We start from the raw sequence: 26,771 nt of genomic DNA on the forward strand, positions 1-26,771 counted from the left end.
GGGCCCATGCCCGACCGACGCACCCGACTGCTGGACGCCGCCCTGGCCGTAGTGGCGGACAAGGGCATGAAGGGCCTCACCCACCGGGCCGTGGACACCGCCGCAGGCCTGTCCCAGGGAACCACGTCCAATTACTACCGCAGCCGCGCGGTCCTGATTGAAGCCGTCCTGGACCGGCTGCTGGAGCTGGACGCCGCACTCCTGGCAAACCAGGCGCCGGCAGGGCCACCGCGGGATATTGGGGAGCTGGCCGGCCAGTTGGCGGACCTGGTGCTGGCACTGGCCGGTCAGCATTCCGGCCTGACCCGCGCCCGGCTGGCACTCTCACTGGACAAACCCGAGTCCGTGACCGCCGGCCACTTCCAGCTGGTGGGCGGCCTGGAACAGGCACTTGCCGGACTGGGAGTACCGGACGCCCGAGCCCGGGCACGGGATGTTGCCGACTACGGCGACGGCGTGCTGCTGCACCTGCTCACGGTCAGACGGGACGAGCAGCCCGACGCCGCCGCCATCGCGGCAGCCGTCCGGCGGCTGCTGGCACCGTAGGACGGCGCATGGTACGGGTGGCCACCCGCCGTCGTAATTCCCCCGAGCCTCAGGAAGCGGCGGCGGGCCAGCCGGTGTAGGCCTCGGCGAGGTAGGCCATGCCGTGCCGGGAGGAGACCACGGAATTCAGTTCGCCGAGCTGTCGGGCGCGGGAAAAATCGTCGGCGCCGGCGGGGGTGTGCAGCATGGTGGTCATCCAGTAGGAGAACTGCTGGGCCTTCCACACGCGGTCCAGGGCACGGTCGCTGTAGGTCTCCAGGAGGCGGTCCGAGCCGGAGTTGTAGTGGCTGTCCAGCCCCTCGAAGAGGACCTTGACGTCGTTGATGGCCAGGTTCAGGCCCTTGGCGCCGGTGGGCGGCACGGTGTGTGCGGCGTCGCCGGCCAGGAACAGGTTGCCGTACCGCATGGGGGTGTGGACGAAGCTCCGGAACGGCAGCACCATCTTTTCCAGGACCGGGCCTTCCTTGAGCTCAAAGCCGTTGCCGTTGACGCGGCTGCGGAATTCGGCCCAGATCCTGTCGTCATCCCATTCCGCCACGTTTTCCTTTGGGTCGCACTGGAAGTACATCCGCTGGACGGTCTCCGTGCGCTGGCTGATGAGGGCGAAGCCATTGGAAGAGTTGGCGTAGATCAGTTCGTCGGAGCTGCGCGGCGCCTCCGCCAGGATGCCAAACCAGGCGAAGGGGTATTCGTGGAAATACCACTTGCGGTGGGCCTCCGGAATCTGGAACCTGCAGTGGCTGCGGGAGCCGTCCGCGCCCACCAGGAAGTCGGCCTGGATCTCGAATTCGACGCCGTCGGCATCGGTGAACCAGACTTTCGGCTTGCCCTCCAGATCGTGGACGGAAGTGTCAGTGACGCTGTAGCGGACGTCGCCGCCGTCGTCCTTCCTCCGCGCTGCAAGGTCCAGGAAGACGTCCGTCTGCGGGTACAGCCACACGGACTCGCCCACCAGGTCCTTGAAGTCGATGCGGTGGCTCTCGCCGTTGAAGCGCAGCTCGATGCCGTCATGCCGGTCTCCGTCGCGGAGCACCCGGTCCGAGACGCCGCTGTCCACAAGCAGGTTGACGGTCCCGTGCTCCAGGATGCCGGCGCGGACCGTGTGGGAAATTTCCTCGTGGCTGCGGATCTCGATCACCGTGGACTCGATGCCGGCCTTCGCCAGCAGATGGGAGAGCATCAGTCCTGCCGGACCGCCTCCCATGATGGCTACCTGGGTGGTGATGACTTTTCGTGCCATGGCTGTGTCTCGCTTCGTTGCGGGGCCCGGGGGCCGGAATGGTTGCCTGGCTTCAGTGTGCGCCAGGACGGGTGACGGGCGTTACAGCCATTCCGTTGATCGGAACCAGGGAAACGATCAGGCTGACGCCAGGCCCCGTGCGATGCCCCGGGCTGCGGTCTGCAGGGCCGGAACCAGCGCCTGCAGGCGCATCTCCTGGAGGGGTACCACCACGCCCAGCGAGGCCACGGCCCGCTGGCGGCGGTCCAGGACGGGGACCGCGATCCCCCAGGTGCCCGGGTCCACCACGCCTTTCAGTTGCGCGAAGCCCTGGTGGGAGGTTTCTGCCAGGAGGGCCCGGACGTCGTCGGTGGCCAGTTTTCCGTCCGGGTCGGCGAACTGGCCCAGGTACTCCTGCTGCAGCGCCTTGTCCTGGTGGGCCATGAGCGCCAGCCCGGCGGAAGAGATGTGGATAGGCATCCTGCCCGCTACCTGCGCGCGGTTGGCCACCGAGCCCCGCCGGGACAGGCGCTCCACGAAGAGGGCCTCCCACCCGTCCAACACCGCCAGGTTGACGTTCTGGTTCAGGACCTGCTGGATATCCTCCATGAAGGGCATGGCCGCCTGCCGCAGCGCCAGCGCCGGTGAGGCGCGGTTCACCAGTTCCCACAGCCGGAGTCCCGGCCGCACCATGCCACCGGGGGCGGTTTCAAGCAACCCGTGCCCGGCAAGCTGGGCGACCAGCCGATGAGTGGTGGTCAGGGGAAGGCCGGACCGGTCCGCGAGTTCAGACAGGCGAAGGGCGCTGACATCCTGCGGGAAGGCGGAGATCAGCCGCACGATCCGGTCTACCACCGAATCACCGGAGGTTGAGTTTGCCACCGCGCCTCCTTCCATTGAACGGGAAGTCCAGCGTACCGCGCGGCAGGGCCTGGGCCAGGCGGTCAGGCCGTCGTCGTGCCTTTTCTGATCCGGCGCCACGCGCCCGGAGCCAGCACCACGGCGATGCCGACGGCGGCACCGATCACGGTCTCGATGATGCGGTCCCGCAGCAGGATGGCGGGTGACGCCGGGACCACCAGGAGTGTCGAGACCAGCGCCAGGGGTGTCACGAAGACCTGGGCCAGCAGGTATTGGCGGATGATGAACATCTCCGCGCCGAACTGGCACAGCGCCATCACCAGCACGGTCTGCCAGGGCTGCAGGCCCACCAGCAGGATGGCAGCCAGGACCAGCAGGCCCAGGACGGTGCCGATGATCCTTTGGACGCCGCGGCGCACCCGGTGCCGCGTGGTGTGGCCCACCAGGGGCACCACCGCGGCCACCATGGCCCAGTAGTTGTGCCCGAAACCCAGGCGTCCCCCGGCCCAGGTGGCCAGCGTTCCGGCGAGCCCCGCGGCCACCAGATAGCCCAACCCTTCAAGCCAGGCCGCACGCTTTTCCGCCGGCGTGCGCCGGATCCGGGAAGGCCGGGTCCAGGGAGTGCGGTGGCTGGGAAGGATCCGTGACGAGAAGCCGACGAGCAGGGCGAACACGGTGGTGAGGACGGCCACCAGCAGGCCCTGCCACAGCGGCGGCTGGTTGGGAATGGACGCGATGGCGGCGAAGGCGAAGATGTGGAAGAGCGAACCCGCAGGGCGCAGTCGAAGCCAGGAAATGGCGACGGAACAGGCGCCGGCCACCAGCGTGGTGGCCAGGACCAGCAGCCACGTGTGCGAGGCCGCATCCAGGCCCCAGGCGGGACCCATGCGCGCCGCGAGCGCCGCCAGGAAGATCACCAGGAGCATCAGCAGTCCGGCACGCAACTGCAGCATAAAGCGGACGGCGTGCGGTTCACCGCGGCCATAGATTCCGGTGAAGGCGCCGAAGGACGCGAAGATTGCCAGGTCCAGCCGTCCCAGCAGCACCAGGGTGATCAGGGGGACGAAGACGCCAACGGCGCAACGGAACGCCGGGTGGTGGTCCTTGTTACGGGGGCCAATGCTGAACATCTCGGCAAACATCTTCACGGGCAGCGCCTTCCCTGGGGGTGGATTCTAACGGGCGGCCGCGCTGACGTTCCTGGTAAATCCTACGCGGGGACCCCCCGGCGGTGCCCGATGCGTTCCCATGAATGGAATCGGCAGGCAATGCGGCGGAAACAGCACCCCGCAATGCTTGGGTCATGAAGCGCCCTTCGCACAACACACCCGCTGCCGAACTGCGCTGCGAGGTCTGCGGCCAGATGCCGGAACCGCCCAAGGCCCGCCTGACCGTGGCCAACGTCGCCGTGATGCTGCCCATCGAGCTGGTGGTCCACGCCCTGGTGGTGGAGACCCACCTTCCCTACGCAGCCAAGGTGCTGGTGCTGGCCCTCACCGCGACGGTGCTGGTGATCTGGGTGGCCGAGCCGTCAGCGGCCCGGATCCTGCTGCGCTGGCTGCATGCCCCCGCCCTGCGGCACCGCCGGCAGCTCGCGGCGGCACCGTCCCTTTGGCGGGCGCGGACGCAGCTGCGTGACCAGCCCGGATCCCTGCAGCGGATCACGCGGGCGCTGGCCCGGAACGGGATCAACATCCTGGGCATCCATGTCCACCCGGTGCCGGGAGGGGTCCTGGACGAATTTGTCCTCTCGGCGCCGGGCGATGTGGGCGAACGTGACGTCCTGGCGGCGCTGCACGACGGCGGCGGCACTGGTTCCCACGTCTGGCCCACTACCGCGTTGGCCATGGCTGACGGGCAGACAAGGGCGCTGAGCCTGGCGGCGAGGATCGCTGCCGCCCCGGACGAACTGCCCCTGGCGGTGGCCGAGCTGCTGCACGCAAGGATTGTGCCGTCGTCGGACGCCGGCCTGCAAGGTCCCGACGATGGGACTCGCCTCAAGATCCCCACGGCATGGCACGGCCCCATTACCTTCGCCCGCCCGGGTGAGCCGTTCACCCCGGCCGAGTCAGCGCGGGCCCACCGGCTCGCTGAACTGGCCGAAATAGCATCCCACCGGCCGGCCGGACCACGGGCGTAGGCGTCCGCCGGGCAGTCATAATCCGCTTGCAGGCCATCCGAGCCCCTAGGGCAGGAAAAACCCTTGACAGTGGCGGGAGTCACTTCTACCTTTGATTTTGGGATCCCAAATTGGGATCCCAAAAGTCCAGCCCAGCTTGACGCTCCGGATCGTCCAGCGGGCCACTTTCGCCTCCAGGCCAAGCGCCCTCCCAGGCTGACAGCACGCACCATTCGCATCCTCCCCATCCGTAAACTTCCCCGTGAAGGAGAAGCTGTGTCCATCCCAAATACTGAAACAACGGCCACGTCCGACGAGGCCACCGGCATTGCAGAGCAACCCGGAAAGGACGGCCCGCAACGGCGCACCGCCGTCCGCTGGCGGCTGTTCCTGCTGCTCCTGGTCCTGGTATCGGTCAACTACATAGACCGCGGGTCCATCTCAGTCGCCCTGCCCATCATCCAAAAGGAATTCAACCTCGCACCGGAGATGGTGGGCCTGCTGCTCTCCGCCTTCTTCTGGACCTATGCCCTGATGCAGGTTCCCGTGGGCTGGCTGATCGACAAATTCGGCCCCCGCAAGGTCATGACAGCCTCCTGCCTCGGCTGGGGCGCTGCCACGGCGGCCTCCGGCATGGCCGGCGGCTTCCTCAGCATGTTCATCGCCCGGCTGGGGATCGGCGTGACCGAGGCCGGCGTCATGCCCGCAGGCGGCAAGCTCAACGCCATCTGGATGCACAAGTCCGAACGCGGCCGCGGGGCAACCATCCTTGATGCCGGCGCACCCCTGGGCGCAGGACTCGGCGGCATCATCATCGCCGGCCTCATCGCCTCCACCGGCAGCTGGCGCTGGTCCTTCGTCATCGCCGGCGCCGCCACCGTCCTCATGGGCCTCGCCGTCTGGTGGTACGTGCGCGACAACCCCCGCCAGCACAAGGGCGTCAACGACGCCGAAGCCTCCTACATCGAAGCCTCGCACGCCGCGGAGGACGCCGAGGCGGCCGTGGACGGCAGCAAAGGCAAGCGCGGGCTGCTCCCCTACCTGAAATTCCGTTCCTTCTGGGCCATGTGCCTGGGCTGGTTAGGATTCAACGGCGTCTTCTACGGCCTGCTGACCTGGGGCCCGCTGTACCTGGCCCAGGCCAAGGGCTTTGACCTGAAGACCATCGGCTGGTCCACCCTGGTGATCTTCGGTGCCGGATTCGTCGGTGAAATCATCGGCGGCACCATCGCCGACAAGTGGCGCGCATCCGGCGCATCCGCCAACCTGGTCATGCGTACCCTCCTGGGCATCTCCAGCGCCATAGTAATAGGCGGGCTGGTGGGTGTCACCGTGGTCCCGGACGCCACCACCGCGGTGGTCCTGCTCTCGCTGGTCCTCTTCTTCCTGCGCTGGGTGGGCCTGTTCTGGAGCATCCCCTCCATCCTCGGCGGCCGCACCAACGCAGGCGTCCTGGGCGGAGCAATGAACCTCAGCGGCAACATCTCGGGCTTCGTGACGCCCATCGTCGTCGGCCTGATCGTGGGCGCCACCGGCTCCTACACCTGGGCGCTGCTGTACTTCGTTGGTTCCGCAATCATCATGGGCGCATCAGTACTCACCCTGAACTACAACAAGCGGCTTCCTGTCTAAGCTGACCCTCGCAGGGAAACTTGCAAACGACGCCCCCGTAGCCGGGAGCAGTGCCATACAAAAATCCGAATGGAGCATCATGCTGACCGCAGAAGAGACCCAGGACAAGGACCGCCCCCTCCGCGAGACTGTCCGGGACACCCTCCGCACCCGGATTTTCGAAGGACACTACGCTCCCGGCACACGGTTGGTGGAACGGGACCTGGCAGCAGAATTTTCCGTATCGCGGCTGCCGGTCCGCGAAGCCCTGCGCATGCTCCGCCAGGAAGGCCTCATCAGTGACCGCGGCGCGCGCGGGGCCGAGGTGAGCAGCCTCAGCCCCAAGGACGTGGAGGACCTCTTCGACGTCCGCCAGTCCCTGGAGGTGCTGGCCTGCCGGCTCGCCGCCAGGCGGGCCACCAAGGACGACCTCGCCTACCTCAAAGCGCTGCTGGACAATGCGGAGGCCTTCCTGGCCAAGGGCGCGGTGATGGAGGCGCACCGCTCCAACAGCGAATTCCACGACGCCATCACCGGCATCGCAGACAACAACTTCCTCAAGTCCGCCCTGGAGCCCCTCCAGGGCCGCATGCACTGGCTGTTCCGGCACGTCAGCGACCTGCCCGAACTCATCCGCGAACACCGTGAGCTTTACTCCGCTATTGCCAGCGGCGATCCGGACAAGGCAGCCGCCCAGTCCGCATCACACATTGGAAAGTACCGGGACCAGTTTCCCGAGGACTTCCAGAAGACCGAACCAGAATTCCACCGGAAGAGAAAATGAAACTCCTGGTTATCAACCCCAACATCAGCGCCGATGTCACCGCACTGATCGAATCCGAAGCGCTCCGTTCCGCCTCCCCCGGCACTGAACTGCTGGTCCGGACGGCCGGCCACGGCGTGGAGTACATCGAGACCCGCTTCGAATCGCTGATCGCCGCCGGCGCGGTGGCCGAAATCATCGCCGAACAGACCCGTCCCGGTGCCGACGCCGTGGATGCGGTGGTGGTTGCAGCCTTCGGCGATCCGGGCATGCCGGCCCTCAAGGAACTGGCGGACGTTCCGGTCATCGGCATCACCGAGGCCGCACTGTGCGCGGCTGCATTGCAGGGCCACCGCTTCTCCATCATCGCCATCTCCGACCGGATCAAGCCCTGGTACCGGGAGTGCGTGGAGCAGTTCGGCCTGGCCGGGCGGCTGGCCTCCATCCGTTCCATCAACGACTCCCTGAACAGCATTGCCTCCGTGCAGCAGGACTTCAGGGAAACCCTGCTGGCACTCAGCCGGCAGGCAGTCGCTGAGGACGGCGCCGACGTCGTCATCCTTGCCGGTGCCCCGCTGGCCGGCCTTGCCCGCGAACTCAAGGGACAGATTCCCGTCCCTGTGGTGGATGGCATCTCCGCCGGCATCCGCATGGCCGAAGCCATTGCCGCACTGCAATCCGGACCGCACCGCGCCGGCGCCTTCGCCCCACCCCCGGCCAAGGACCGCAAGGGCCTGTCAGGCAACCTGGACGCGGCCCTTGCCGCCCGCCAGGAGCATGCCGGCACGCCCCAGCCCACGGCCTGACCCACACGACCCAAACCTTAGGAGGACACCGATGTCCCGCCAGCCTGAACTTGTCATAGCCCACGCCACAGTGGTCAACAGCCACGGCCGCCAGGAAGCCCACATCGTGGTGGACGGGGGGCGGATCACCGCGGTCGTCGATGCCGCCCGGCCGGTCCCTGCGGCGGACCGCACCATCGACGCCGCGGGCAAGCTCGTGATCCCGGGCGGCGTGGACGGCCACTGCCACGTTGCCCAGGTGACCGGACGCTTCCGCACCCTGGACGACTACCGGACCACCTCCACGGCAGCGCTGTGGGGCGGCACCACCACCATCATCGATTTCGGCATCCCCCGCGACGCCCAGGAAACCCCGCTCGCCGCCGTCCTGCACAAAAAGGAACTCGCAACGCAGTCCCGCTGCGACGTTGCCCTCCACGGCGCCGTGGTCACCTGGGACGAAACCGTCCCCTGGCAGCTTGAGCAGCTCACAGCGGAGGGCGTCCGCTCGGTAAAGATGTACACCACCAACCGGGGCAGCACCATGGCCGACGGCGACACCATCGTCAAGGTCATGCGGGAAATGGTCCGCCTGGACGGGTTGACGTACATCCATGCCGAACACGATCCGATCATTGCCGACTGCACTGAGCAGCACGCCCAGGACGGCCGGATCGGCATCGAACACCTGCACCGGACCCGGCCCGAACTGGCCGAGGAGATCTCCGTGAAGGAAACCCTGGCTATGGCCGAATATACCGGCGCGCCGGTGTATTTCGTCCACCAGTCCACGCCGGGATCAGTGGACCTCGTGTCCCAGGCACGGGAGCGCGGACTTGAGGCGTACTCCGAAACCTGCCCCCACTACGTCACGCTGGATGATTCCGTGTATGCCTCCGCCTTCCCCGAGTGGTTCGCCTGCTGCCCGCCCATGCGCAGCGCGGAAACGGTAGCCGCCCTCAAGGAGCGGCTGGTGTCCGGGACCATCCACACCATGTCCTCCGACCACTCCTGCTACGACCTGTCACAGAAGCGCGAGCGCACCGATGACGTACGCGCCATGCCCCACGGGCTGCCCGGCGTGGAAACCCGGATGCCGGTCACCTTCACCGCGATGACCTCCGCCGGGGCAACAGTTGAACAGTTCGTGGAGGCCTTCGCCGCCGCACCCGCGCGAATCAACGCTGTTCCCGGCAAGGGCCGGATCGCCGAGGGGTTCGACGCCGACCTGGTGGTGTTCGACCCTGCAGAGGAACGCACGGTCGACGGCGCCGCCCTGCATATGGGAACGGATTTCTCCCCCTTCGACGGGCAGGCACTCACGGGCTGGCCCGCCGTCGTGGTCTCCAACGGCCGCGTGGTCCTGGATGCGGACGGCTTCCACGATCCCGGCGCCGTGGGCCGCTTCATCAGCCGCAACGGTTTCCGCGAGCACCAGTCCACCGTCCCTGAAGCCACCCACCTCCCCGCCGCCGCTCTTTAGGAGTCCCCATGCCCGCCACCATCCGTCCCCGCAGGATCGGCATGATCGTGCCATCCTCCAACACCTGCCTGGAACCCCAGACCTACCGCATCCTGGGCAGCCGCACCGACGTCACCGTGCATTTCACCCGGATCCCGGTCACCCGCATCGCGCTGGACGATTCCTCCAACCGGCAGTTCGACCCAGCCGTCATGCAGGACGCAGCAAGGCTGCTGGCGACGGCGGACGTGGACGTGATTGCCTGGAACGGCACGTCAGGTTCGTGGCTCGGTTCGGCGCACGACCAGGAACTGGCCGACGGGATCGCCGCCGCCACCGGCATCCCGGCCACTACGTCCACCCTTGCCTATTTCGAGGCTTTCCGGACCTTCGGTACGGAACGGATCGGCCTCTTCACGCCCTACACGGAGGACGTGAACCATCAGGTCATCGCGTCCTACGAGCGCGAAGGCATCAAGACCGTGGACCACCGGGCGCTGGGCCTGAGCGACAACGAGTCCTTTGCCCGGGTCACCGACGACGAGATGCGCCCGGGGTCCCTGGAACTCGCAGCCACGGCCCCCGACGCCCTGGTGTACCTGTGCACCAACCTTTACGGGGCCAACATCACCGCCGAAATCGAGGACAGCACCGGAGTGCCGGTGCTGGACTCCGTGGCCGTCACCCTCTGGCATGCCCTGAAACTGGCGGGTGCGCCGCTACTGGAGCCGCGCTGGGGCCGGCTGCTGGCATAGGCCAAACCCGCCAGGCGCAGGAGCGTTACATCCGCAGGGTCAGGGCACCGGGCTCCATGGTCATGAGCACGTGCTTGCCCTCGCCCTCGTGGTCCCCGTCCAACTGGTAGTCGTCCTTGTGCTCCAGCGTGATCTCAACGGTCTTGCCCTGGAAGTACTCCACGGCAGTGTCCTTGCCGCGGCCCTTGCCGATCATTCCCGCCACCACGGAGAGCCACCCCAGCTTTCCGTGGTGGGGTGCCAGGACCGCGATGTCCAGCAGGCCATCGTCCATCTTGGCATCAGGGAAGATCTCCAGGCCGCCCTGGACCTTGCCGCAGTTGCCCACCATCACGCTCCGGACGCCCCTGTGCACCACGGCCTTGCCGTCGATCACCACGGTTGCCTTGACCGGCTTGCCGGGCAGGTTCCGGATGCCGGCGTCAACGTAGGCCAGCCAGCCCACCTTGTCCTTCAGGTCCTCGTTGGTATCCGCCATGATGGTGGCGTCGTAGCCCATGCCGGCCATGACCAGGAACAGCTGCTCCTTGTCCGGGTCGCTGCGGCGGGCACGGACCACGTCGATCTTCCGTTCGGTACCGATCAGCGCCCCGGCCATGGCGCCGTCGTAGTCGGTCACGTCCATGCCCAGGTTGCGTGCCAGCAGGTTGCCGGTCCCCAGCGGCAGCAGACCCATGGGGGTTTCGCCGCCGGCCAGGACCTCGGCGACGCACCGTACGGTGCCGTCGCCGCCGGCCGCGATGACGATGTCCGCGCCCTGCGCCAGCGCCTCCTTCGCCTGGCCCACGCCCGGGTCCTCTTTGGTGGTCTCGAGCCAGATGGCCTCGCCCCACCCGTTTTCCACGCAGTGCTTGGCCACCAGGCCGCGCACGTCGATGTCCACCGGCTTGGCGGGATTGACGATGATGGCGGCGCGTTTGGGCAAAGTGGAGCTGGTCTCAGTCATGGCGTCCTCTGGTGGCGAATGGAAAGCAAGCTTCTGAGAGAAGAGTAACCCGCCGCGGGAGCCGATCCGCGCCTACAGCGCCTTGACCGCACCCAGCACCTGCGCCAGGGAGTCCTTGGCGTCACCAAACAGCAGGGACGTCTGGGGCTCGTACAGCAGGTCGTTCTCGATGCCGGCGAACCCGGGGCGCATGGAACGCTTCAGGAACACCACCTGCCGGGCATCCGCCACTTCCAGGATGGGCATGCCGTAAATGGGCGAGCCGGAGGACGTCTTGGCGGCCGGGTTCACCACGTCGTTGGCGCCCACCACCAGGGCCACATCCGTCGTCTTGAACTCGGGGTTGATCTCACTCATTTCCTTAAGTGACTCATACGGCACGTTGGCCTCGGCCAGGAGCACGTTCATGTGCCCCGGCATCCGGCCCGCCACCGGGTGGATGGCGAAATCCACCTCGATGCCGCGGGCTTCCAGGGCCAGGGCCAGTTCGGCGGCCGTGTGCTGGCCCTGGGCAACCGCCAGCCCGTAGCCGGGCACGATGATCACCCGCTGGGCGTACCCCAACAGGACCGCCACGTCCTCAGCGGATGACGACCGGACCGGACGGTCGCTCACGGCCGTGGACCCCGCCGTCGAACCTCCCCGGAACGCCCCGAACAGGATGCCGGCCACGCTCCGGCCCATGGCAGCCGCCATGGCCCGGGTGAGGATGGTGCCCGAGGCTCCCACCAGGGTGCCCGCCACCACCAGCAGGACGTTGCCCAGCACCAGGCCGGACGCCGCCACGGCCAGGCCGGTGAAGGCGTTCAGCAGCGAGATGACGATGGGCACGTCGGCGCCGCCCACCGGCAGCACCAGCAGGACACCGGCGGCAAGGCCCAGTACCAGCAACAGGACAGCAAGGGCCAGTGAACCGGTGAGGACCACGGCCACGCCGGCAGCCACCGCGGCGAGCAGGACCACGGACATCACCACCGGCAGGCCCGGAAACAGCACGGGCCGGGTGGTCATCAGTTCCTGCAGCTTGGCGAACGTGATGCCTGAGCCGGCGAAGGAAACAGCACCCACCAGGAGCGTGAACACGATGGCCACGCGGACCCAGGGATTGTCCGAATGGCCCAGTTCCAGGAGGGCCACCAGGGCTGCCGCGCCGCCGCCCACCCCGTTGAACAGGGCCACCAGCTGCGGCATCTGCGTCATCTTCACCCGGCGGGCCACGGGTGCCGCCACCGCGCTGCCCACCGCGATGGCGGCCAGGATCCAGGGAATGTTTTCCAGCCGGGCGGACAGGAACACGGTGACGACGGCGATCAGCGCCCCGAGCGCGCCCACCAGGTTTCCGCGGCGGGCCGTCCGTGGGGAACTGAGTCCGCGCAGGGCCAGGATGAAGCAGACCGCGGCGGCGAGGTAGAGCAGGGACGTCCAGACGGGCCCAAGGAGGCTCATTTGCTGCCCGCCTTGGGATCCGTGACGGGCCGGGCGGCGTCCTTTTTGGCGTGGAACATGTGCAGCATCCGGTCCGTCACCACGAATCCGCCCACCAGGTTGGCGGTGGCAAGCACGACGGCGAGCAGCGCCACCGCCAGGACCCAGGGGTCGGCCGCCTGGCCGGCGACAATGATGGCCCCCACCAGGATGATCCCGTGGATGGCGTTGGCGCCGGACATCAGCGGCGTGTGCAGGGTGCTGGAGACCTTGGACACCACTTCGAAACCGACGAACACCGCCAGCACCGTGATGGTCAGCAGCGCTGTCCCGTCCATCAGAGCGCTCCTTCCTGCCGGACCGCGGCCCTGGCGGGCCCCGCGGTAATGCGTGCCCGGGCCACCAGCAGCTCCGCCGTGGGCTGGTGCCGCACCACGCCGCCGTGGGTGAGGCAGGCCCCCGCCACCACTTCGTCGTCGAAATCGAGCTTGAGTGAGGCGGCGCCGGCATCATCCATACGGAGCAGCAGGGCCAGCAGGTTGGCCACGTTCTTGGCGTAGAGCCGGGAGGCGTCCGAGGCCATGGCCGAGGCCGGGTCCTTCACGCCCACCAGGGTGATGTGCCCGGTTCCGTCGGCGGTGGGGATCGGGATGTCCTGGCCCGGCACCGATCCCTCCACGTTGCCGCCGGATTCGGCCGCCAGGTCGACGACCACCGACCCCGGCCGCATGCCCTGGACCATCTCCCGGGTCACCAGCAGGGGCGCCGGACGCCCGGGTACTGCCGCCGTCGTAATCAATACGTCCGACTGCGCCACGTGCGGCGCCAGCAGCTGCCGTTGCCTGGTGCCGGCGTCGGAACTCAACTGCCGGGCGTAGCCGCCGGCCGCCTCCGCCGTCTCGAGGTCCAGCCGGACGAAGGTGCCGCCCATGGACGCGACCTCGTCGGCGGAGGCGGGGCGGATGTCGTTGGCGAAGACCCGCGCCCCCAGGCGTTTGGCGGTGCCGATGGCCTGCAGCCCAGCCACCCCGGCCCCGAGCACCAGGACCCGGGCGGGCGGGACGGTTCCGGCGGCGGTCATGTACAGCGGGAAGAAGCGGGGCAGCCGGATGGCTGCCTCCAGCACGCAGCGGTACCCGGCCACCAGTGCCTGGGAGGTCAGGGCGTCCATGGACTGGGCGCGGGAAATGCGCGGCACCAGTTCCAGCGCGAAGGAGGTCACCCCGTTGTCCGCGAGCGCCTGCACGGCTGGAAGCTCGGACGACGGCGACGCGAGGCCCACGGTGACGGCTCCCCTTTGCAGGGACGTGGCGGTCTCCGGGTCAAGGGGGCGGACGTGGGCCAGGATGTCGAGGCCGGCGGTGTCCAGTTCCGGGACGATGGCGGCGCCGGCGTTACGGTACTCCGGATCAGCGTGCCCGGCACCGTCCCCCGCCCCGGTTTCCACCAGGACTTCCAGTCCCATCCCGGCCAGCTGCCTGACGGTATCGGGAGTGGCGGCGACGCGCCGCTCGCCCTCCCGGCGTTCCCGCGGAATCCCCAGTTTCACCCGCCGACTCCTCTTCCTGACGCGCGGTGCAGCGGCTCTGCTGCACGCAGTTGGCTTGAGTCTAGAGCGCGGCGGCCCACGGCGGGAGTAGCCGGCCGGGAGCTTGTGGGTAACAATTCGCCTGTCACCCCGCGTAATCCCGGGCTGCGGCGACCCATTCGGCAGGAAGGGCCGGGGCTATTTGTTGCTGGCGCGGATGGCGTCCGCGACGCTTTCAAGATGGACGCGCATGGCTTCGGCCGCGGCATCGGCATCATGGGCGCAGACGGCATCGATGACGGCAAGGTGCTGCGGCAGGGAGACGGCCGGGCGGCCCGGCTGGCGGGCAAGACGGAACTGGAAGCGGACTGCCTGGCCGCGGAGCCGCTGGATGGTTGCTGCGGCGGTCTTCTGCGCACTCATGGCAATGATCTTTTCATGCATCGCCTGGTTACCTTCGGAGTAGGACTCGCGGTCTCCCCGGTCCACGGCGCCCTTCATGCGGGCGGCCAGCTCCTGCAGTTCGGCGATGTCACTGTCGGTGGCCCGCTCTGCGGCCTTTCGGGCACAAAGGGCCTCCAGGGCAGCCCTGACCTCGGTGATTTCAACGGCCTCATCCACCGAGACAGCCCGGACCCTGGCTCCCCGGTTCTGGACGCGTTCAACGAGCCCTTCGACGCTCAGCTCCGAGAGTGCCACCCTGATGTTTCCGCGGCTCGCTCCGTACTCGGCAGCGAGGTCACCTTCCACCAGGCGCTGGTTGGGAACCAGTTCCCCACTGACAATGGCGGTGCGCAGCAGCTCCGCGAGCTCAGCGGCGGTGAGGGTCCGGCCCGTTCCATCCACGGTCTCCAAAGCCCATCATCTCCCTGTTCATACGGTTGCCAATTTTGCTGACAATTTTCCGGATTCAGCGTACTCCAGACTCGCATAGCGAAACCCACCCGGCGCATTGATTGTTTGCAATATTGCTGACAACATTTGCGTGTGCGGTTTTTCCGTTAGAACGGCGTCGTTCGGGAGGCGCCCCTGCCAGGAGCATGCGCGATGATTATTGACGTCCACGGCCACTACACCACGGCGCCCACCGCGCTTGGGGAATGGCGCGACCGGCAGGTGGCGGCACTGCAGGACCCGGCCGCGGCACCCTCCCCGGCGGAGTTAAAGATTTCCGACGACGACCTGCGCCTGAGCATCGACGCGAACCAGCTGCGGCTCATGGACGAACGCGGAATCGACCTCACGGTCTTCTCGCCCCGGGCGTCCTTCATGGCCCACCATATTGGTTCCTTTGAAACGTCTGCCGAATGGGCGGCGATCTGCAACGAACTTTGCTACCGGGTCAGCCGGCTCTACCCCGACCGGTTCGTCCCGGCCGCGATGCTTCCCCAGTCCCCCGGCGTGGACCCGGCCACCTGCCTTCCCGAGCTCACCCGCTGCGTGGAGGACTATGGCGCAGTGGCACTAAACCTGAACCCGGACCCGTCCGGCGGCCACTGGACCGCTCCGCCGCTGACGGACCGGTACTGGTACCCCATTTACGAAAAAATGGTGGAATACGGCATCCCCGCCATGGTCCACGTCAGCACCAGCGTCAACCCCGCCTTCCACACCACCGGCGCGCACTACCTGAACGCCGACACCACCGCCTTCATGCAACTCATCCAGGGCGACCTTTTCACCGACTTCCCCACCCTGAAGCTCGTCATCCCGCACGGCGGCGGCGCCGTGCCGTACCACTGGGGACGCTTCCGCGGCCTTGCCATGGCACTGGGAAAGCCCGCGCTGGAAGAACACCTGCTGCAGAACGTCTTTTTCGACACCTGCGTCTACCACCAGCCCGGAATCGACCTGCTGCTGGAGGTCATCCCGACGCAAAACATCCTGTTCGCCTCCGAAATGATCGGCGCAGTCCGCGGCATCGATCCGTGGACCGGCCACCACTTCGACGACACGGCACGCTACATCGACGCCGCCGGCCTTGACGAGGCCGAACTCGGCGCCATCCAGGAGCACAACGCGCGCAACGCCTATCCACGCCTGGACACCCTGCTCAAGCAGCAGGGCCGGTGACAGGCCTTCGAAGGGAACTGTGATGCAGGAACTCGGCGTGGTCCACACCACCATCGCCCGCGCCGCGGAGGACGCCGTCAAGGCCCTCTCCGCGTTCGGCGTCAGCACCGTCCATGAGGCCATGGGCCGGCTGGGCCTCATGCGCCCCTATATCCGCCCCGTCTACCCGGGAGCGGCCATGTGCGGCACCGCCGTCACCGTCCTGCTCCAGCCCGGTGACAACTGGATGCTTCATGTTGCCGCCGAACAGGTCCGGCCCGGCGACGTGGTGGTGGCAGGGTGCACCACCGAATGCGAGGACGGCTTCTTCGGTGAACTGCTGGCAACCTCGCTCCGGGCACAGGGCGCAGCCGGCCTGGTCATCGACGGCGGCTGCCGCGATGTTGCAGCCCTCCAGGCCATGGACTTCCCGGTCTTCAGCCGCGCCATCAACTCCAAAGGCACCGTCAAGGCAACCCTCGGCTCCGTCAACATCCCTGTGGTCTGCGCCAACGCACTCGTCAACCCGGGCGACGTGGTGATTGCCGACGTCGACGGCGTGGTGGTGGTTCCCGCCGCCCGCGCCGCCGACGTAGCGGCAGCCGCCCGGAAGCGCGAAGACAACGAACAAGCCAAGCGGGAGCGCTTTGCCAGCGGAGAACTCGGACTGGACATCTACAGCATGCGCGGACCGCTCCAGGCAGCCGGCCTGCGGTACGTCGACTAGCCGGCGCGGACGGCAGGGCCGCCGTAATCAAGGGCAATGCGCCGCGCAGCCTCCATCAACTGGGGGAGGACGGTTGCCTCGATATCCCGCGCCGCGGCCCTGTGGGTCTGAAGGGAGACGTTGGCGGCGGCAACTACCTCAGCTCCGCGGCACACCGGGACAGCCACGCCCCGCAGGCCCTCCTCAAGTTCCTGGGAAACCATGGACCAGCCCCTGGTCCGGGCCGCCTCCACCTCTGCCCGAAGGTCCTCAACGTTGCCGATGGAGCGGTCGGTATATCGGTGCAGCCTGACCGACTGGAGGTACTCCTCGAGCTGCGGCGCCGGCAGCCCCGCAAGCAGCACCCGGCCCATGGAAGTGGCCCATGCCGGAAAACGGGTGCCAACGGTGATGGAAACACTCAGCAGCCCCGGTGACGGCACGCAGACCACGTAGACCACCTCGCCGCCGTCGAGGATGCACAAGGCGGTTGTTTCGTTGAGCTCCGCCGCCAGGTCCCTGAGGTGTGGCTCCGCCACCCGGGGCAAGGTCAGGCCCGCGAGATAGGAGCGGCCGATGTCCAGGGACCGGGCGGTCAGTTCAAAGGCCGGCCCCTCGGCACGGAGGTACCCAAGGTCCGAGAGGGTCAGGAGGAAGCGGCGGGCGGACGCACGGGTCATGTCAGTCCGGGCGGCAACCTGGGACACAGTAAGCCGCGGCCTGTCCGGAGTGAAGGCGAGCAGGACGTCGAACGCCTTCTCAACCGACTTCACATAGTAGGCTGCCTGCTCCTCCATGGACGTTGCTGTTCCTCTCCGAACGATTGGCGCACCTGGATTGGCCTTCCGGTCTTCGGCGCTTGTTCGATCATATCGTTGGGCCCATTCCTCTATCAGTGCTTGTCCGAGAGGCCTGAAAGGGATTGCTGCAGCAGTTCGACGGCGCGCCCGTCCAGGCCAAGGAGGGGCACCATGGCCACGGCTTGCTCACGGAGGTGGTCCCACCCATCGATACACCGGACGCCCAACTCCCTGGCCCGCTGCATGCTGGCCGTGACATGGCTGGCGTAGACGTAGTCGTAGAGCACAGCATCGGGGGCCAGCGGTGCGCCGCCCCAGACCGGACCATCGGTGGCCCTCTTCCCCACAGGAGTCGCATTGACGATCAGGGATGCCTTGGGCGCCAGTCCCTGCGCCTCCTGCCAGGTGACTGTCTCCGCCTCGATTCCGAAGCCCCGGGCCAGGTCCCGCAACTCCTCCGACGCATGGGGATCGCGGTCCGCAATGGACACTCTTCCCAGGTTGTCCTTGAGCGCGATCAAGGCTGCCCGGGCTGCTCCCCCGGCACCCAGCAACACCGCGTGCCGCTGGTACCCGCCTTCCAGCAGGACGCCCACGGCGGTAACGTCCGTGTTGTGCCCTGCAAGCCTGCGGCCCTGCCGTACCAGCAGGTTGCAGGCACCGCTCAACTGGACGGGGCCGGTGGCTTCATCAGCAGTTTCCGCCGCCCAGTGCTTGTGTGGCATCGTCACGTTCGCCGCCACGATGTCCGGTTCCAGGAGCCTTCGCCGGACTGCACCAAGATCGCCGTCCGGCGCCACATCCCAGGCCTCATATGTCCATCCGCTGCGGAGCTCCTGCAGAACCGGATTCCACAAGCCGGGAGACAGGGCATGTGACGCGGCGGAGCCGATCAGGACAAGTCGGGATGCATGCCCGCTTGGTTCGATCATGATGCACCTTTCTACTGCCGTTGTGATTGGTGTCACCAGCTAGTATCCTCTTTCTAGGCGCATTCCGCACACCTGTTCGCATTGCGTACAAATCAACACAGATCCCCGCCTTCAGCGTGGAAGGAACCCGACCATGACCCACATCGCAGCAGGAGCCCAGGCACAGTCAGCTCCCGAAGCACAACGCCAGCTCAAGCGCGCCCGGAAAGCCGCATTGGCGGCCTTCCTTGGCGGCGCCCTGGAGTACTACGACTTCTTCATCTACGCCACCGCCGCTTCCCTGGTCTTCTCGAAGATCTTCTTCCCGGCCGGCGACCCCACCGTGGCCCTCATCGCTTCCTTCGCCACGTTCGGCGTCGCCTACGTCGCCCGGCCTTTCGGAGCCGTGGTGTTCGGGCACCTGGGAGACAAGATTGGCCGCAAGAACACGCTGGTGCTCACGCTGGTCCTGATGGGCAGCGCCACGTTCCTGATCGGCGCCCTGCCGGACTTCAACGCTGCAGGCTACTGGGCCCCGGCCCTGCTGGTGCTGCTGCGCCTGATGCAGGGCCTCTCAGCGGGCGCAGAAACTGCCGGGGCCTCAGCCCTGTCCACTGAGGAGGCACCGGAAGGCCGCCGCGGCTATTTCGCCAGCTTCGCCATGAGCGGCATCTCTGCCGGCATCGTCCTGGCGTCCCTGGCCTTCCTGCCGGTGGCCGCGATGAGCGAGGCTGACCGCCTCGCGTGGGGCTGGCGAATCCCGTTCTGGCTCTCCCTCATCGTGCTCATCGTCGCGTACCTGGTCCGCCGCTCGCTGGAAGAGCCCGAGGTCTTCGAGGAAAAGCATGACCATGGCGAACTGGTGAAGCTCCCCTTCGCCAAGATGTTCCAGACCCACCCCGCACAGTTCTTCCAGGTGGCGCTGATGTCCTTCGAGACAGTCACCAACACATTCATGCAGTCCTTCGGCCTGGCCTACGCCGTGTCGGTAGGCGTCCCCGCCTCCACCATGCTGTGGGTCAGCATCCTGGGCAACGTCCTGGCCATCGCCAGCCAACCGCTCTTCGCCCGGATGTCCGATGCCTTTGGCCGCCGGCCCATCTTCATCAGCGGCGTCCTGGGCTCCGGTGCCATGATCTTCGTGTACTTCTCAGTGATTTCCACGGGGAACATCCCCATGATTTTCCTGACCAGCACACTGATCACCGCAGGCACCTATGCCATGTCCAACGCGATCTACCCGGCATGGTTCTCCGAGCTCTTCAACGTCAAGGTTCGCTACTCCGGCATGGCCATCGGGCTCCAGATCGGCATCCTGTGCGCCGGTTTCACCCCGCTGCTCGGCACCGCCGTGGTGGGTGCGGACAAGGCCAATTGGGGACCGGCGGCCTGGATTGTGGCAGCTTCATCGATCCTCGCCGTGGCAGGCGCCTGGTGGGCGCGCGAGACCGCCAAGACCCCGCTCCGGGAGCTGGGCAACCACGTCAAGTAGCGGCTTCGCGGACACACCGCAAAACTGCAGAGGACGACGGCGGGAGGCACCCGCCGTCGTCCTCTGCAGTTAAGCTCCGGGTAGAGTCAGCCGCGGGCAGTGAGGTCCGCGGAGATGAGCTTGGCCGTGGCCACGATCTCCTGCGCCACTGAAGCCAGGTACGCCTGCGGGTCCGGCTTTGCCTCCACGGACTGGGCCTGCAGCGACACGTTTACCGCCGCCACTACCTTGGCCCCGTCATAAACCGGGGCGGCCACGGACATGAGGCCCAGCTCCAGTTCCTGGTCCAGCAGGCACCAGCCCTGCGCCCGAACAGTTTCCAGCACCTTCAGCAGCTCCGGGACGGTCCCCAGGGCGCGGGGGGTCAGCGGCTTGACGTCGGTGGCCGCCAGGCAGGCCTTGAGGTCCGCGGGCGGCAGGTAGGCAAGCAGCACCCGGCCCATTGACGTCGCATAGGCCGGGAACCGGGTACCCACCGTTATGCCGACGGTCATGATCCGGCGGCTGGTCACCCGCGCGATGTAGGCGATATCCGTTCCGTCCAGTACGGCCGCTGACGTGGATTCCCCCAGTTTGAGGGACAGCTCCTCCAGGTGCGGCTGTGCCAGCTGCGGCAGCGACAGCCCCGAAAGGTAGGCGTATCCCAGCTGGAGGACCTTGGCCGTGAGCGCGAACGTCTTGCCGTCGGTCCGGACGTAGCCGAGCTCCACCAGGGTGTGCAGGAAACGGCGGGCCGTGGCCCGCGTGAGGTTGGTGCGCGAGGCCACCTCGGTGAGCGTCATGACCGGGCGCTCGGCGTCGAAGGCGCGGATCACGGCCAGGCCCCGGGCCAGCGACTGGACGTACTGGTCGCTGGCCTGCGGGGCGGCCTGGGTATCTGTGCCTGCGGCGTCAATCATGGTTACCAATCCTAGGTGCGGTGACGGGCGCAGGCTTATCCGGCGGCGGGCGTGGCCTTGAGTGGGACGGGCACCAGGTCCTGGAGTTCTTCGAGGGTGCAGCCGAAGGTTTCGCGGACGGTGACGCCGTCCGGGCCGATGAGGAAGACGGCCTTGTCCGTGTAGACGCGGGTGACGCAGCCGACGCCGGTGATCGGGTAGGTGCAGGCGTCCACGATCTTCGAGGCGCCCTCGCGGGTCAAGAGCGTCATCATCACGAAGACGTCCTTGGCGCCGGTGGCCAGGTCCATCGCACCCCCGACGGCGGGGATGGCACCGGGTGCGCCGGTGTGCCAGTTGGCGAGGTCACCGGTGGCGGAGACCTGGAAGGCGCCCAGGACGCAGATGTCCAAGTGCCCGCCGCGCATGATGGCGAACGAGTCCGCGTGGTGGAAGTAGGACGCACCCGGGAGTTCGGTGACGGGGATCTTGCCGGCGTTGATCAGGTCGCCGTCGATCTGCTCGCCCTTGGCTTCCGGGCCCATGCCCAGCATGCCGTTCTCCGTGTGGAGCGTGATGTTCTGCTCCTCAGTGAGGTAGTTGGACACCAGGGTGGGCTGGCCGATGCCCAGGTTCACAAAGGACCCGGGTGCGATGTCCCTGGCCACCAGTCGGGCCAGGTCATCCCGGCCCAGCGGCGTCGCCGAGGTCTGGAGGGACTTTTCGTTGGACTGCACGCTCATCTCAGGCCGCCTTTTCTGCTGTGCTGCCGCTGCCGGCAACTTTGACGATGCTGTTGACGTAGATCCCCGGCGTGACCACGTTCTCCGGGTCCAGCCCGCCGGTCGGCACGATCTCGGACACCTGGACAATGGTCTGCTTTGCCGCGGCTGCCATGATGGGACCAAAGTTCCGGGCGGTCTTGCGGTAGACCAGGTTGCCCTTGCCGTCCGCCTTGAGGGCCTTGATCAGGGCGACGTCGGCATGGATGGGGGTTTCGAAGACCTGCCATTTGCCGTCCAGGAACCGGGTTTCCTTGCCCTCGGCCAGCATGGTGCCATAGCCGGTGGGGGTGAAGAACCCGCCGATCCCGGCCCCTGCGGCGCGGATGCGTTCGGCCAGGTTGCCCTGCGGGACCAGTTCCAGTTCGATCTGCCCGGCCTTGTACTTGGCGTCGAAGTGCCAGGAATCAGACTGCCGCGGGAAGGAGCAGATCATTTTCTTCACCCGGCCCTCCTTGATCAGCAGCGCCAGGCCCTGGTCGCCCTGCCCGGCGTTGTTGTTCACCACGGTCAGGCCGGTGGCACCGCATTCCAGCAGCGCATCGATCAGTTCGAAGGGCTGGCCGGCGTTGCCGAACCCGCCGATCATCACGGTGGAGCCGTCCTTGATGCCGGCAACGGCGTCCTGGACCGAATCTACGAAGTTCAGCATTACTGGTCCTTTCCAGCGGTGACGTTTTCAAGCACGACGGCCAGGCCCTGGCCCACGCCGATGCAGATCGCAGCAACGCCCCAGCGTTCCCCGGAGGCCTGCAGGGACCGGGCAAGGGTGCCCAGGATCCGGGTCCCGGAAGCACCCAGCGGGTGGCCCATCGCGATGGCGCCGCCGTGCCGGTTCACGATTGAGGGGTCGATGCCCCAGGCGTTGATGCAGGCCAGGGACTGCGCGGCGAAGGCTTCGTTAAGTTCGACGGCGCCCACCTGGTCCCAGCCGATGCCCGCCTTCGCCAGGGCTTTGTTCGCCGCCTCCACGGGGGCGTAGCCGAAGTACTGGGGATCGTTGGCGTGCGCGCCACGTCCGGCGATCCGGGCCAGCGGATCCAGCCCCAGCAGCCCCGCGGCAGCCTCGGACCCGATCCAGGCCGCGGAGGCGCCGTCGGACAACGGTGACGCGTTACCCGCCGTCACCGTCCCGTCCTCGGCCCGGAACACAGTCTTGAGGCCGGCGAGCTTCTCCGCCGAAGAACCCGACCGGATGCCCTCGTCCCGCACCAGATCCGTACCAGGGACCGGGGCCACCAGGTTGTCATAGAAGCCCTCGTCCCAGGCCGCCGCGGACAGGTTGTGCGAGGCGGCGGCGAACTCGTCCTGCGCCTCCCGGGTCACCCCGTACTTCTCCCGCAACCGCTCGGTGGCCTCGCCCAGGGAGATGGTCCACTCCTTGGGCATCGCCTTGTTCACCAGCCGCCAGCCCAGCGTGGTGGACGCCAGGGTCATGTCCCCGGCCGGGTACGGCTTCTCCGTCTTGGGCAGCACCCACGGTGCGCGGGACATCGACTCGGCGCCACCCACCAGCATCAGATCGGCGTCGCCGGCGTTGATCTGCCGCGAGGCGATGATCGCGGCGTCCAGCGAGGACCCGCAGAGCCGGTTCACCGTGGTGCCCGGGAGGGACACCGGGAGCCCGGCCAGCAGCGTGCCCATCCGGGCAATGTTCCGGTTCTCCTCACCGGCACCGTTCGCGTTGCCGAACACCACCTCATCAATCCGCTCAACATCAAGACCGGGGGCCCGCTTCACGGACTCCTTGATCACATGCGCGGCAAGGTCATCCGGACGCACCGCAGCCAGTCCGGAGCCGAACTTGCCGAACGGGGTGCGCACGGCGTCGTACACAAAAGCCTGGTTCATCGGGTGGTATCCATTTCTCGAAAGACCTGCTGGGCGGTCTTGAAGGCGGTGTTGGCGGAGGGGACTCCGCAGTAGATGGCGGTCTGCAGGAGGATTTCCTTGATTTCGTCCCTGCTGAGGCCGTTCCGGAGGGCGGCGCGGATGTGCATGGCCAGCTCCTCCCAGTGGCCGTGCGCCACCATGGCGGTGATGGTGACCGCCGAGCGCATCTGCCGGGTCAGGCCGGGCCGGGTCCAGATTCCGCCCCAGGCGATGCGGGTGATCATGTCCTGGAAGTCGTCGGTGAATTCATCCTTGTTGGCGTTGGCCCGGTCCACGTGCGCGTCGCCCAGGACTTCACGCCGGACCGCCATGCCGCCGTCGTAGATCTCCTGGCTGGTGGCGCCGGGCTGGACCACGCCGTGGCGTTGCGCGCCGTCGTGCTCAGCGCCGCTCACTTGGCGGCCTGCCGTGATTCGGCCCAGGTGGCCAGGCTCCGCATCAGGTCCGCAACGTGTGCCGGAGCTTCGGCAGGTGCCAGGTGCGAGATCCCCTCCACGGTCACGGCCGTCGCGGTGCCGCCCCCGGCGGTGATTCCCGCTGCTACTTCCTCGGCCATGGCGGGCGTCGCCACGCCGTCCAGGGCCCCGGCGATGACCTGGGTGGGGACGGTGATGCTGCCCAGCTCCTGCCGGACGTCGAAGGCGGCCAGCGCCTCGCAGCAGAAGGCGTAGCTGAAGCGGTCGGCGTCGCGCAGGGCGTGCAGCAGCCGGCTGCTGAAATCGGGTTCCCGGTCCATGAAGCCGGGCGCGAACCAGCGCTCCGCGGACCCCTGGATCATCACCGGCGTGCCCTGGGTGCGGACGGTTTCAGCGCGCTCCAGCCAGCCTTCGGGGGTGCCGATCTTGGCGCCGCTGTTCTGCACCGAGAGGCTCTTCAGCCGTTCCCCGTGCTTGATGCCCAGCTGCAGGCCGACGGCGCCACCCAGGGAGACTCCTGCGCAGTGGAAGTTTTCACCGGGGGCGATGGAGTCCACCAGGTCCACGACGGCGTCAGCGAGCGCGGCGACGTCGAACGCTTCGGTGGCGGCGGGTGAGACGCCGTGGCCGGGAAGGTCCCAGGCCACCACGTCGTAATCGTTGCCCAGCAGGGACGCCACCCTGTTCCACAGGATCGACGAGGTGCCCAGGGAGGGCCCCACCACCATCAGGGGGTGGTCGCCCAGGGGACGTTGGGGGGACAGCAGTGCTGCCTTCAAGGCCGGCTTAGCCACGGGAAGCTCCATTCGCGTCGGTGGTAGGGGAAGTGAAGTCGGGAAAGGCGGACAGGACGCGGCGGGCGATCTCGGCCGCCTGGCCCAGGTAGCTGGCGGGGTCCAGGAGCTCTTCCAGCCGGGCGTCAGGGACGACGGCGGCGGGGACGGCGTCGCGGAACAGCTTGCGGTAGGTAGTGGCTTGCTCTGCGGGAGGCGCCTGGAGGGTCTGGTCCACCACGTCCTGCAGTTGCTGCTTGCTGCTGCGGCTGTCCTTCTCCTCAAGGAGGGGGGCCACCGCCGCGTTGACACCCTCAGCCAGCAGCAGCGGACCGGACAGGTCAAGGTTGCGGCGCATGGCGTCAGGGAAAACCTGCAGCCCGCCGGCGAGTTCGCGGATGTGGCCCGCGGCGCCGAGGGCCAGGGCCAGCAGCTGCCGCAGGGCCGGCCATTCGGTGTGCCAGGCGCCGTCCGGGCGTTCGTCGTTGAAGTTGGCGGCGGCCACGTGCAGCTGGGCGGCCAGCTGTGGCGCCTGCAGGGCGGCGCTGCGGACCAGGACGGACAGCACCGGGTTCTGTTTCTGCGGCATGGCGGAGGACACTCCCCGCCCGGCGGCCCGCGGTTCGGCGAGCTCCGCCACCTCGGGCCGGCTCAGGAACAGGACGTCGGCGGCGATCTTTCCGCAGGCGTCCAGCACGGATGCCAGTGCATGCCCCAGGGATGTGATGGGCAGGCGGTTGGTGTGCCAGGGAGCCACGGCCGGGGCCAGGCCCAGGTGGGCTGCCAGCGCATCGGCGAGGGTGAACGGCGTGGCGGAGGAGCCATCCGTCAGCACGGTTCCGGCAGCGAGTGTTCCCGCCGCCCCGCCGAACTGGACCGGGAACTCCAGGTTTTCCAGTTGCCGGCCCGCGGCGGCCACGCCCTGGAACCACTGTGCGGCCCGCAGTCCGAAAGTGTAGGGCAGCGAATGCTGGGTCAGGCTCCTGCCCACGCACAGTGTGTCTTCATGCTGCCCGGCAAGGTGCGCGAGCGCCGCCGTGGTGCCTTTCAGGTCCGCCAGCACCGCGTGGACGGTGTTGCGGGCCAGCAGCATCAGGGCAGTGTCCAGCACGTCCTGGCTGGTCAGGGAGGTGTGCACGGCCTTCGCGGCACCAACTCCGGCGGCATCGAGCGCCGCCACGTTCTTCCGGAGGTCCGCCAGCAGCGGGATCACCGGGTTGCCGCCGCCCTGGGCGCGCAGCGCGATATCGGCCAGGTCGTAGCGCCCCGCCTCGGCAGCGGAGGCGACGACGGCGGCCGAGCCGGCGGGTGCCAGCCCGGCCCGTTGCAGCACGGCGGCCCAGCCGGATTCGACGGCGAGGATGGCCGCCACCACTGCCCGGTCCCCCGTCAGCGCCGCTACCAACGGCGACGCTGAGACGGGGGTGAGCAGGCCGGCGTCGGCCTCTTCCGCGAAGGCGCGCAAGTCTCCCAGGGCGGCGGCGTGGGTCACTGGAAGTCCAGGAAGACCGTCTCGCCCTCACCCTGGAGGCGGATGTCCCAGGTGAGGCCGCCGTCCGGGTCGCGGCGGGCGATGAGCGTCTTGCGGCGCTCCGGATCCAGCGAGCTCAGCAGCGGGTCGTTGGCCAGGGCCTCGGTGTCCTCCGGCAGGTAGATGCGGGTGAACAGCCGGTTGGTCAGGCCGCGGGCGAAGAGTGCCACGGAGATGAACGGGGCGGCACCCGGCTTGGTGGGGCCCGGGTTGACGGTGGTGAAGGTGTAGACCCCGGAGTTGCCCACGGCGCCGCGGCCCCAGCCGGTGAAGGTGTAACCGTCGCGGACCAGGGAGCCGGTGCGCTGGACAACCTTGCCCTCGGCGTCCGGCTGCCAGATTTCCAGGATGGCGTCCGGGATGGTGTGGCCGGCGCCGTCGTAAACGGTGCCCTGCAGGCGGATGGAGCCCGGGAAGCCGGGAGGCAGGAGCTCGTTGTCCTTCTCGAACGGGAGCGCGTAGCCGTAGAACGGGCCCACGGTCTGGCCGGGGGTGGGTACCAGTTTGGTGCTCATCT

Annotated in this window: 28 protein-coding genes; 10 read left to right on the top strand and 18 right to left on the bottom strand. The window is 67.8% G+C overall.

The features are described from left to right. The first annotated feature begins 6 nt into the window (after nucleotides 1-6). Entirely contained in the window at nucleotides 7-546 is a 540-nt protein-coding gene (locus ACTAQI_RS16005; protein ID WP_457947144.1) for a TetR/AcrR family transcriptional regulator, read from the top strand. Nucleotides 547-595: 49 nt separating this feature from the next. Here the strand turns inward: ACTAQI_RS16005 and ACTAQI_RS16010 are convergent, their stop codons facing one another. From ACTAQI_RS16010 to ACTAQI_RS16020, 3 genes are all read right to left on the bottom strand, one after another. After that, nucleotides 596-1,786 (bottom strand): 4-hydroxybenzoate 3-monooxygenase, encoded by a 1,191-nt coding sequence (locus ACTAQI_RS16010; protein WP_457947145.1) that lies wholly within the window; start codon nucleotides 1,784-1,786, stop codon nucleotides 596-598. 117 nt (nucleotides 1,787-1,903) lie between these two features. Further along, nucleotides 1,904-2,647, bottom strand: a complete 744-nt coding sequence (locus tag ACTAQI_RS16015) for an IclR family transcriptional regulator (protein ID WP_457947147.1) — start codon at nucleotides 2,645-2,647, stop codon at nucleotides 1,904-1,906. 62 nt (nucleotides 2,648-2,709) lie between these two features. Further along, nucleotides 2,710-3,774: an FUSC family protein gene (locus tag ACTAQI_RS16020; protein WP_457947149.1), complete on the bottom strand. Its 1,065-nt coding sequence runs from the start codon at nucleotides 3,772-3,774 to the stop codon at nucleotides 2,710-2,712. A 155-nt stretch (nucleotides 3,775-3,929) separates the two neighbouring features. On the opposite strand from ACTAQI_RS16020, the gene ACTAQI_RS16025 reads away from it, so the two are divergent. From ACTAQI_RS16025 to ACTAQI_RS16050, 6 genes are all read left to right on the top strand, one after another. Next, the gene (locus ACTAQI_RS16025) at nucleotides 3,930-4,766 is read left to right on the top strand and encodes an ACT domain-containing protein (protein WP_457947151.1); all 837 of its coding nucleotides are present in this window, start codon (nucleotides 3,930-3,932) and stop codon (nucleotides 4,764-4,766) included. A gap of 255 nt (nucleotides 4,767-5,021) precedes the next feature. Further along, nucleotides 5,022-6,377: an MFS transporter gene (locus ACTAQI_RS16030; RefSeq protein WP_457947153.1), complete on the top strand. Its 1,356-nt coding sequence runs from the start codon at nucleotides 5,022-5,024 to the stop codon at nucleotides 6,375-6,377. A 79-nt stretch (nucleotides 6,378-6,456) separates the two neighbouring features. Beyond that, the gene (locus tag ACTAQI_RS16035) at nucleotides 6,457-7,140 is read left to right on the top strand and encodes a GntR family transcriptional regulator (protein ID WP_457947155.1); all 684 of its coding nucleotides are present in this window, start codon (nucleotides 6,457-6,459) and stop codon (nucleotides 7,138-7,140) included. After that, nucleotides 7,137-7,925 carry an aspartate/glutamate racemase family protein gene (locus ACTAQI_RS16040; RefSeq protein WP_457947157.1) on the top strand — a complete coding sequence of 263 codons (789 nt, stop codon included), beginning with the start codon at nucleotides 7,137-7,139 and terminating at the stop codon, nucleotides 7,923-7,925. Before ACTAQI_RS16035 ends, ACTAQI_RS16040 begins: the two co-directional genes overlap by 4 nt. Before the next feature lie 31 nt (nucleotides 7,926-7,956). Then, nucleotides 7,957-9,387 carry an amidohydrolase family protein gene (locus tag ACTAQI_RS16045; protein WP_457947159.1) on the top strand — a complete coding sequence of 477 codons (1,431 nt, stop codon included), beginning with the start codon at nucleotides 7,957-7,959 and terminating at the stop codon, nucleotides 9,385-9,387. 8 nt (nucleotides 9,388-9,395) lie between these two features. Beyond that, nucleotides 9,396-10,121 carry a maleate cis-trans isomerase family protein gene (locus ACTAQI_RS16050; protein WP_457947161.1) on the top strand — a complete coding sequence of 242 codons (726 nt, stop codon included), beginning with the start codon at nucleotides 9,396-9,398 and terminating at the stop codon, nucleotides 10,119-10,121. A gap of 25 nt (nucleotides 10,122-10,146) precedes the next feature. Here ACTAQI_RS16050 and ACTAQI_RS16055 read toward each other — a convergent pair whose 3' ends face one another. The 5 genes from ACTAQI_RS16055 to ACTAQI_RS16075 all read right to left on the bottom strand — a co-directional run bounded on the left by ACTAQI_RS16055 (nucleotide 10,147) and on the right by ACTAQI_RS16075 (nucleotide 14,866). Continuing rightward, on the bottom strand, nucleotides 10,147-11,067 hold the full coding sequence (locus tag ACTAQI_RS16055) for a diacylglycerol/lipid kinase family protein (protein WP_457947162.1): 921 nt from the start codon (nucleotides 11,065-11,067) through the stop codon (nucleotides 10,147-10,149). 72 nt (nucleotides 11,068-11,139) lie between these two features. Then, nucleotides 11,140-12,513, bottom strand: a complete 1,374-nt coding sequence (locus tag ACTAQI_RS16060) for an NAD(P)(+) transhydrogenase (Re/Si-specific) subunit beta (RefSeq protein ID WP_457947164.1) — start codon at nucleotides 12,511-12,513, stop codon at nucleotides 11,140-11,142. Beyond that, nucleotides 12,510-12,830 carry an NAD(P) transhydrogenase subunit alpha gene (locus ACTAQI_RS16065; protein ID WP_457947166.1) on the bottom strand — a complete coding sequence of 107 codons (321 nt, stop codon included), beginning with the start codon at nucleotides 12,828-12,830 and terminating at the stop codon, nucleotides 12,510-12,512. Before ACTAQI_RS16065 ends, ACTAQI_RS16060 begins: the two co-directional genes overlap by 4 nt. Then, on the bottom strand, nucleotides 12,830-14,041 hold the full coding sequence (locus ACTAQI_RS16070; RefSeq protein WP_457947168.1) for a Re/Si-specific NAD(P)(+) transhydrogenase subunit alpha: 1,212 nt from the start codon (nucleotides 14,039-14,041) through the stop codon (nucleotides 12,830-12,832). The genes ACTAQI_RS16065 and ACTAQI_RS16070 overlap by 1 nt, the downstream gene beginning before the upstream one ends. Before the next feature lie 177 nt (nucleotides 14,042-14,218). Further along, nucleotides 14,219-14,866 (bottom strand): GntR family transcriptional regulator, encoded by a 648-nt coding sequence (locus tag ACTAQI_RS16075; protein WP_457951084.1) that lies wholly within the window; start codon nucleotides 14,864-14,866, stop codon nucleotides 14,219-14,221. Nucleotides 14,867-15,067: 201 nt separating this feature from the next. Here ACTAQI_RS16075 and ACTAQI_RS16080 point away from each other — a divergent pair, with 201 nt between their 5' ends. Both ACTAQI_RS16080 and ligK read left to right on the top strand, forming a co-directional pair. Further along, entirely contained in the window at nucleotides 15,068-16,093 is a 1,026-nt protein-coding gene (locus ACTAQI_RS16080) for an amidohydrolase family protein (RefSeq protein ID WP_457947169.1), read from the top strand. Between the two features lie 22 nt (nucleotides 16,094-16,115). Continuing rightward, nucleotides 16,116-16,799: a 4-carboxy-4-hydroxy-2-oxoadipate aldolase/oxaloacetate decarboxylase gene (gene ligK / locus ACTAQI_RS16085; RefSeq protein ID WP_457947170.1), complete on the top strand. Its 684-nt coding sequence runs from the start codon at nucleotides 16,116-16,118 to the stop codon at nucleotides 16,797-16,799. Here the strand turns inward: ligK and ACTAQI_RS16090 are convergent. Both ACTAQI_RS16090 and ACTAQI_RS16095 read right to left on the bottom strand, forming a co-directional pair. Then, complete coding sequence (locus ACTAQI_RS16090; protein WP_457947171.1) at nucleotides 16,796-17,575, bottom strand: IclR family transcriptional regulator domain-containing protein; 780 nt, start codon at nucleotides 17,573-17,575, stop codon at nucleotides 16,796-16,798. The two genes, ligK and ACTAQI_RS16090, sit on opposite strands and share 4 nt — an antisense overlap. 95 nt (nucleotides 17,576-17,670) lie before the next feature. After that, nucleotides 17,671-18,510 carry a shikimate dehydrogenase family protein gene (locus tag ACTAQI_RS16095; protein WP_457947173.1) on the bottom strand — a complete coding sequence of 280 codons (840 nt, stop codon included), beginning with the start codon at nucleotides 18,508-18,510 and terminating at the stop codon, nucleotides 17,671-17,673. A gap of 133 nt (nucleotides 18,511-18,643) precedes the next feature. Between ACTAQI_RS16095 and ACTAQI_RS16100 the strand changes: the two genes are divergently transcribed. After that, on the top strand, nucleotides 18,644-19,981 hold the full coding sequence (locus ACTAQI_RS16100; RefSeq protein WP_457947175.1) for an MFS transporter: 1,338 nt from the start codon (nucleotides 18,644-18,646) through the stop codon (nucleotides 19,979-19,981). An 86-nt stretch (nucleotides 19,982-20,067) separates the two neighbouring features. Here the strand turns inward: ACTAQI_RS16100 and ACTAQI_RS16105 are convergent, their stop codons facing one another. From ACTAQI_RS16105 to pcaG, 8 genes are read right to left on the bottom strand one after another with little or no spacing between them, the layout of a single operon-like run. Then, complete coding sequence (locus tag ACTAQI_RS16105) at nucleotides 20,068-20,880, bottom strand: IclR family transcriptional regulator domain-containing protein (RefSeq protein WP_255173732.1); 813 nt, start codon at nucleotides 20,878-20,880, stop codon at nucleotides 20,068-20,070. Between the two features lie 35 nt (nucleotides 20,881-20,915). Continuing rightward, the gene (locus tag ACTAQI_RS16110; protein ID WP_457947176.1) at nucleotides 20,916-21,602 is read right to left on the bottom strand and encodes a 3-oxoacid CoA-transferase subunit B; all 687 of its coding nucleotides are present in this window, start codon (nucleotides 21,600-21,602) and stop codon (nucleotides 20,916-20,918) included. A 1-nt stretch (nucleotide 21,603) separates the two neighbouring features. Next, complete coding sequence (locus ACTAQI_RS16115) at nucleotides 21,604-22,293, bottom strand: 3-oxoacid CoA-transferase subunit A (RefSeq protein WP_457947177.1); 690 nt, start codon at nucleotides 22,291-22,293, stop codon at nucleotides 21,604-21,606. Further along, nucleotides 22,293-23,492 (bottom strand): thiolase family protein, encoded by a 1,200-nt coding sequence (locus ACTAQI_RS16120; RefSeq protein WP_457947179.1) that lies wholly within the window; start codon nucleotides 23,490-23,492, stop codon nucleotides 22,293-22,295. The genes ACTAQI_RS16115 and ACTAQI_RS16120 overlap by 1 nt, the downstream gene beginning before the upstream one ends. Next, on the bottom strand, nucleotides 23,489-23,929 hold the full coding sequence (gene pcaC / locus ACTAQI_RS16125; protein WP_457947181.1) for a 4-carboxymuconolactone decarboxylase: 441 nt from the start codon (nucleotides 23,927-23,929) through the stop codon (nucleotides 23,489-23,491). Before pcaC ends, ACTAQI_RS16120 begins: the two co-directional genes overlap by 4 nt. Further along, complete coding sequence (locus tag ACTAQI_RS16130; RefSeq protein WP_457947183.1) at nucleotides 23,926-24,744, bottom strand: alpha/beta fold hydrolase; 819 nt, start codon at nucleotides 24,742-24,744, stop codon at nucleotides 23,926-23,928. Before ACTAQI_RS16130 ends, pcaC begins: the two co-directional genes overlap by 4 nt. After that, nucleotides 24,737-26,215 carry a lyase family protein gene (locus ACTAQI_RS16135; protein WP_457947184.1) on the bottom strand — a complete coding sequence of 493 codons (1,479 nt, stop codon included), beginning with the start codon at nucleotides 26,213-26,215 and terminating at the stop codon, nucleotides 24,737-24,739. The genes ACTAQI_RS16130 and ACTAQI_RS16135 overlap by 8 nt, the downstream gene beginning before the upstream one ends. Beyond that, on the bottom strand, nucleotides 26,212-26,769 hold the full coding sequence (gene pcaG, locus ACTAQI_RS16140; RefSeq protein WP_457947186.1) for a protocatechuate 3,4-dioxygenase subunit alpha: 558 nt from the start codon (nucleotides 26,767-26,769) through the stop codon (nucleotides 26,212-26,214). The genes ACTAQI_RS16135 and pcaG overlap by 4 nt, the downstream gene beginning before the upstream one ends. Between the last annotated feature and the right edge of the window lie 2 nt (nucleotides 26,770-26,771).

This window comes from Pseudarthrobacter sp. alpha12b, assembly GCF_054130495.1.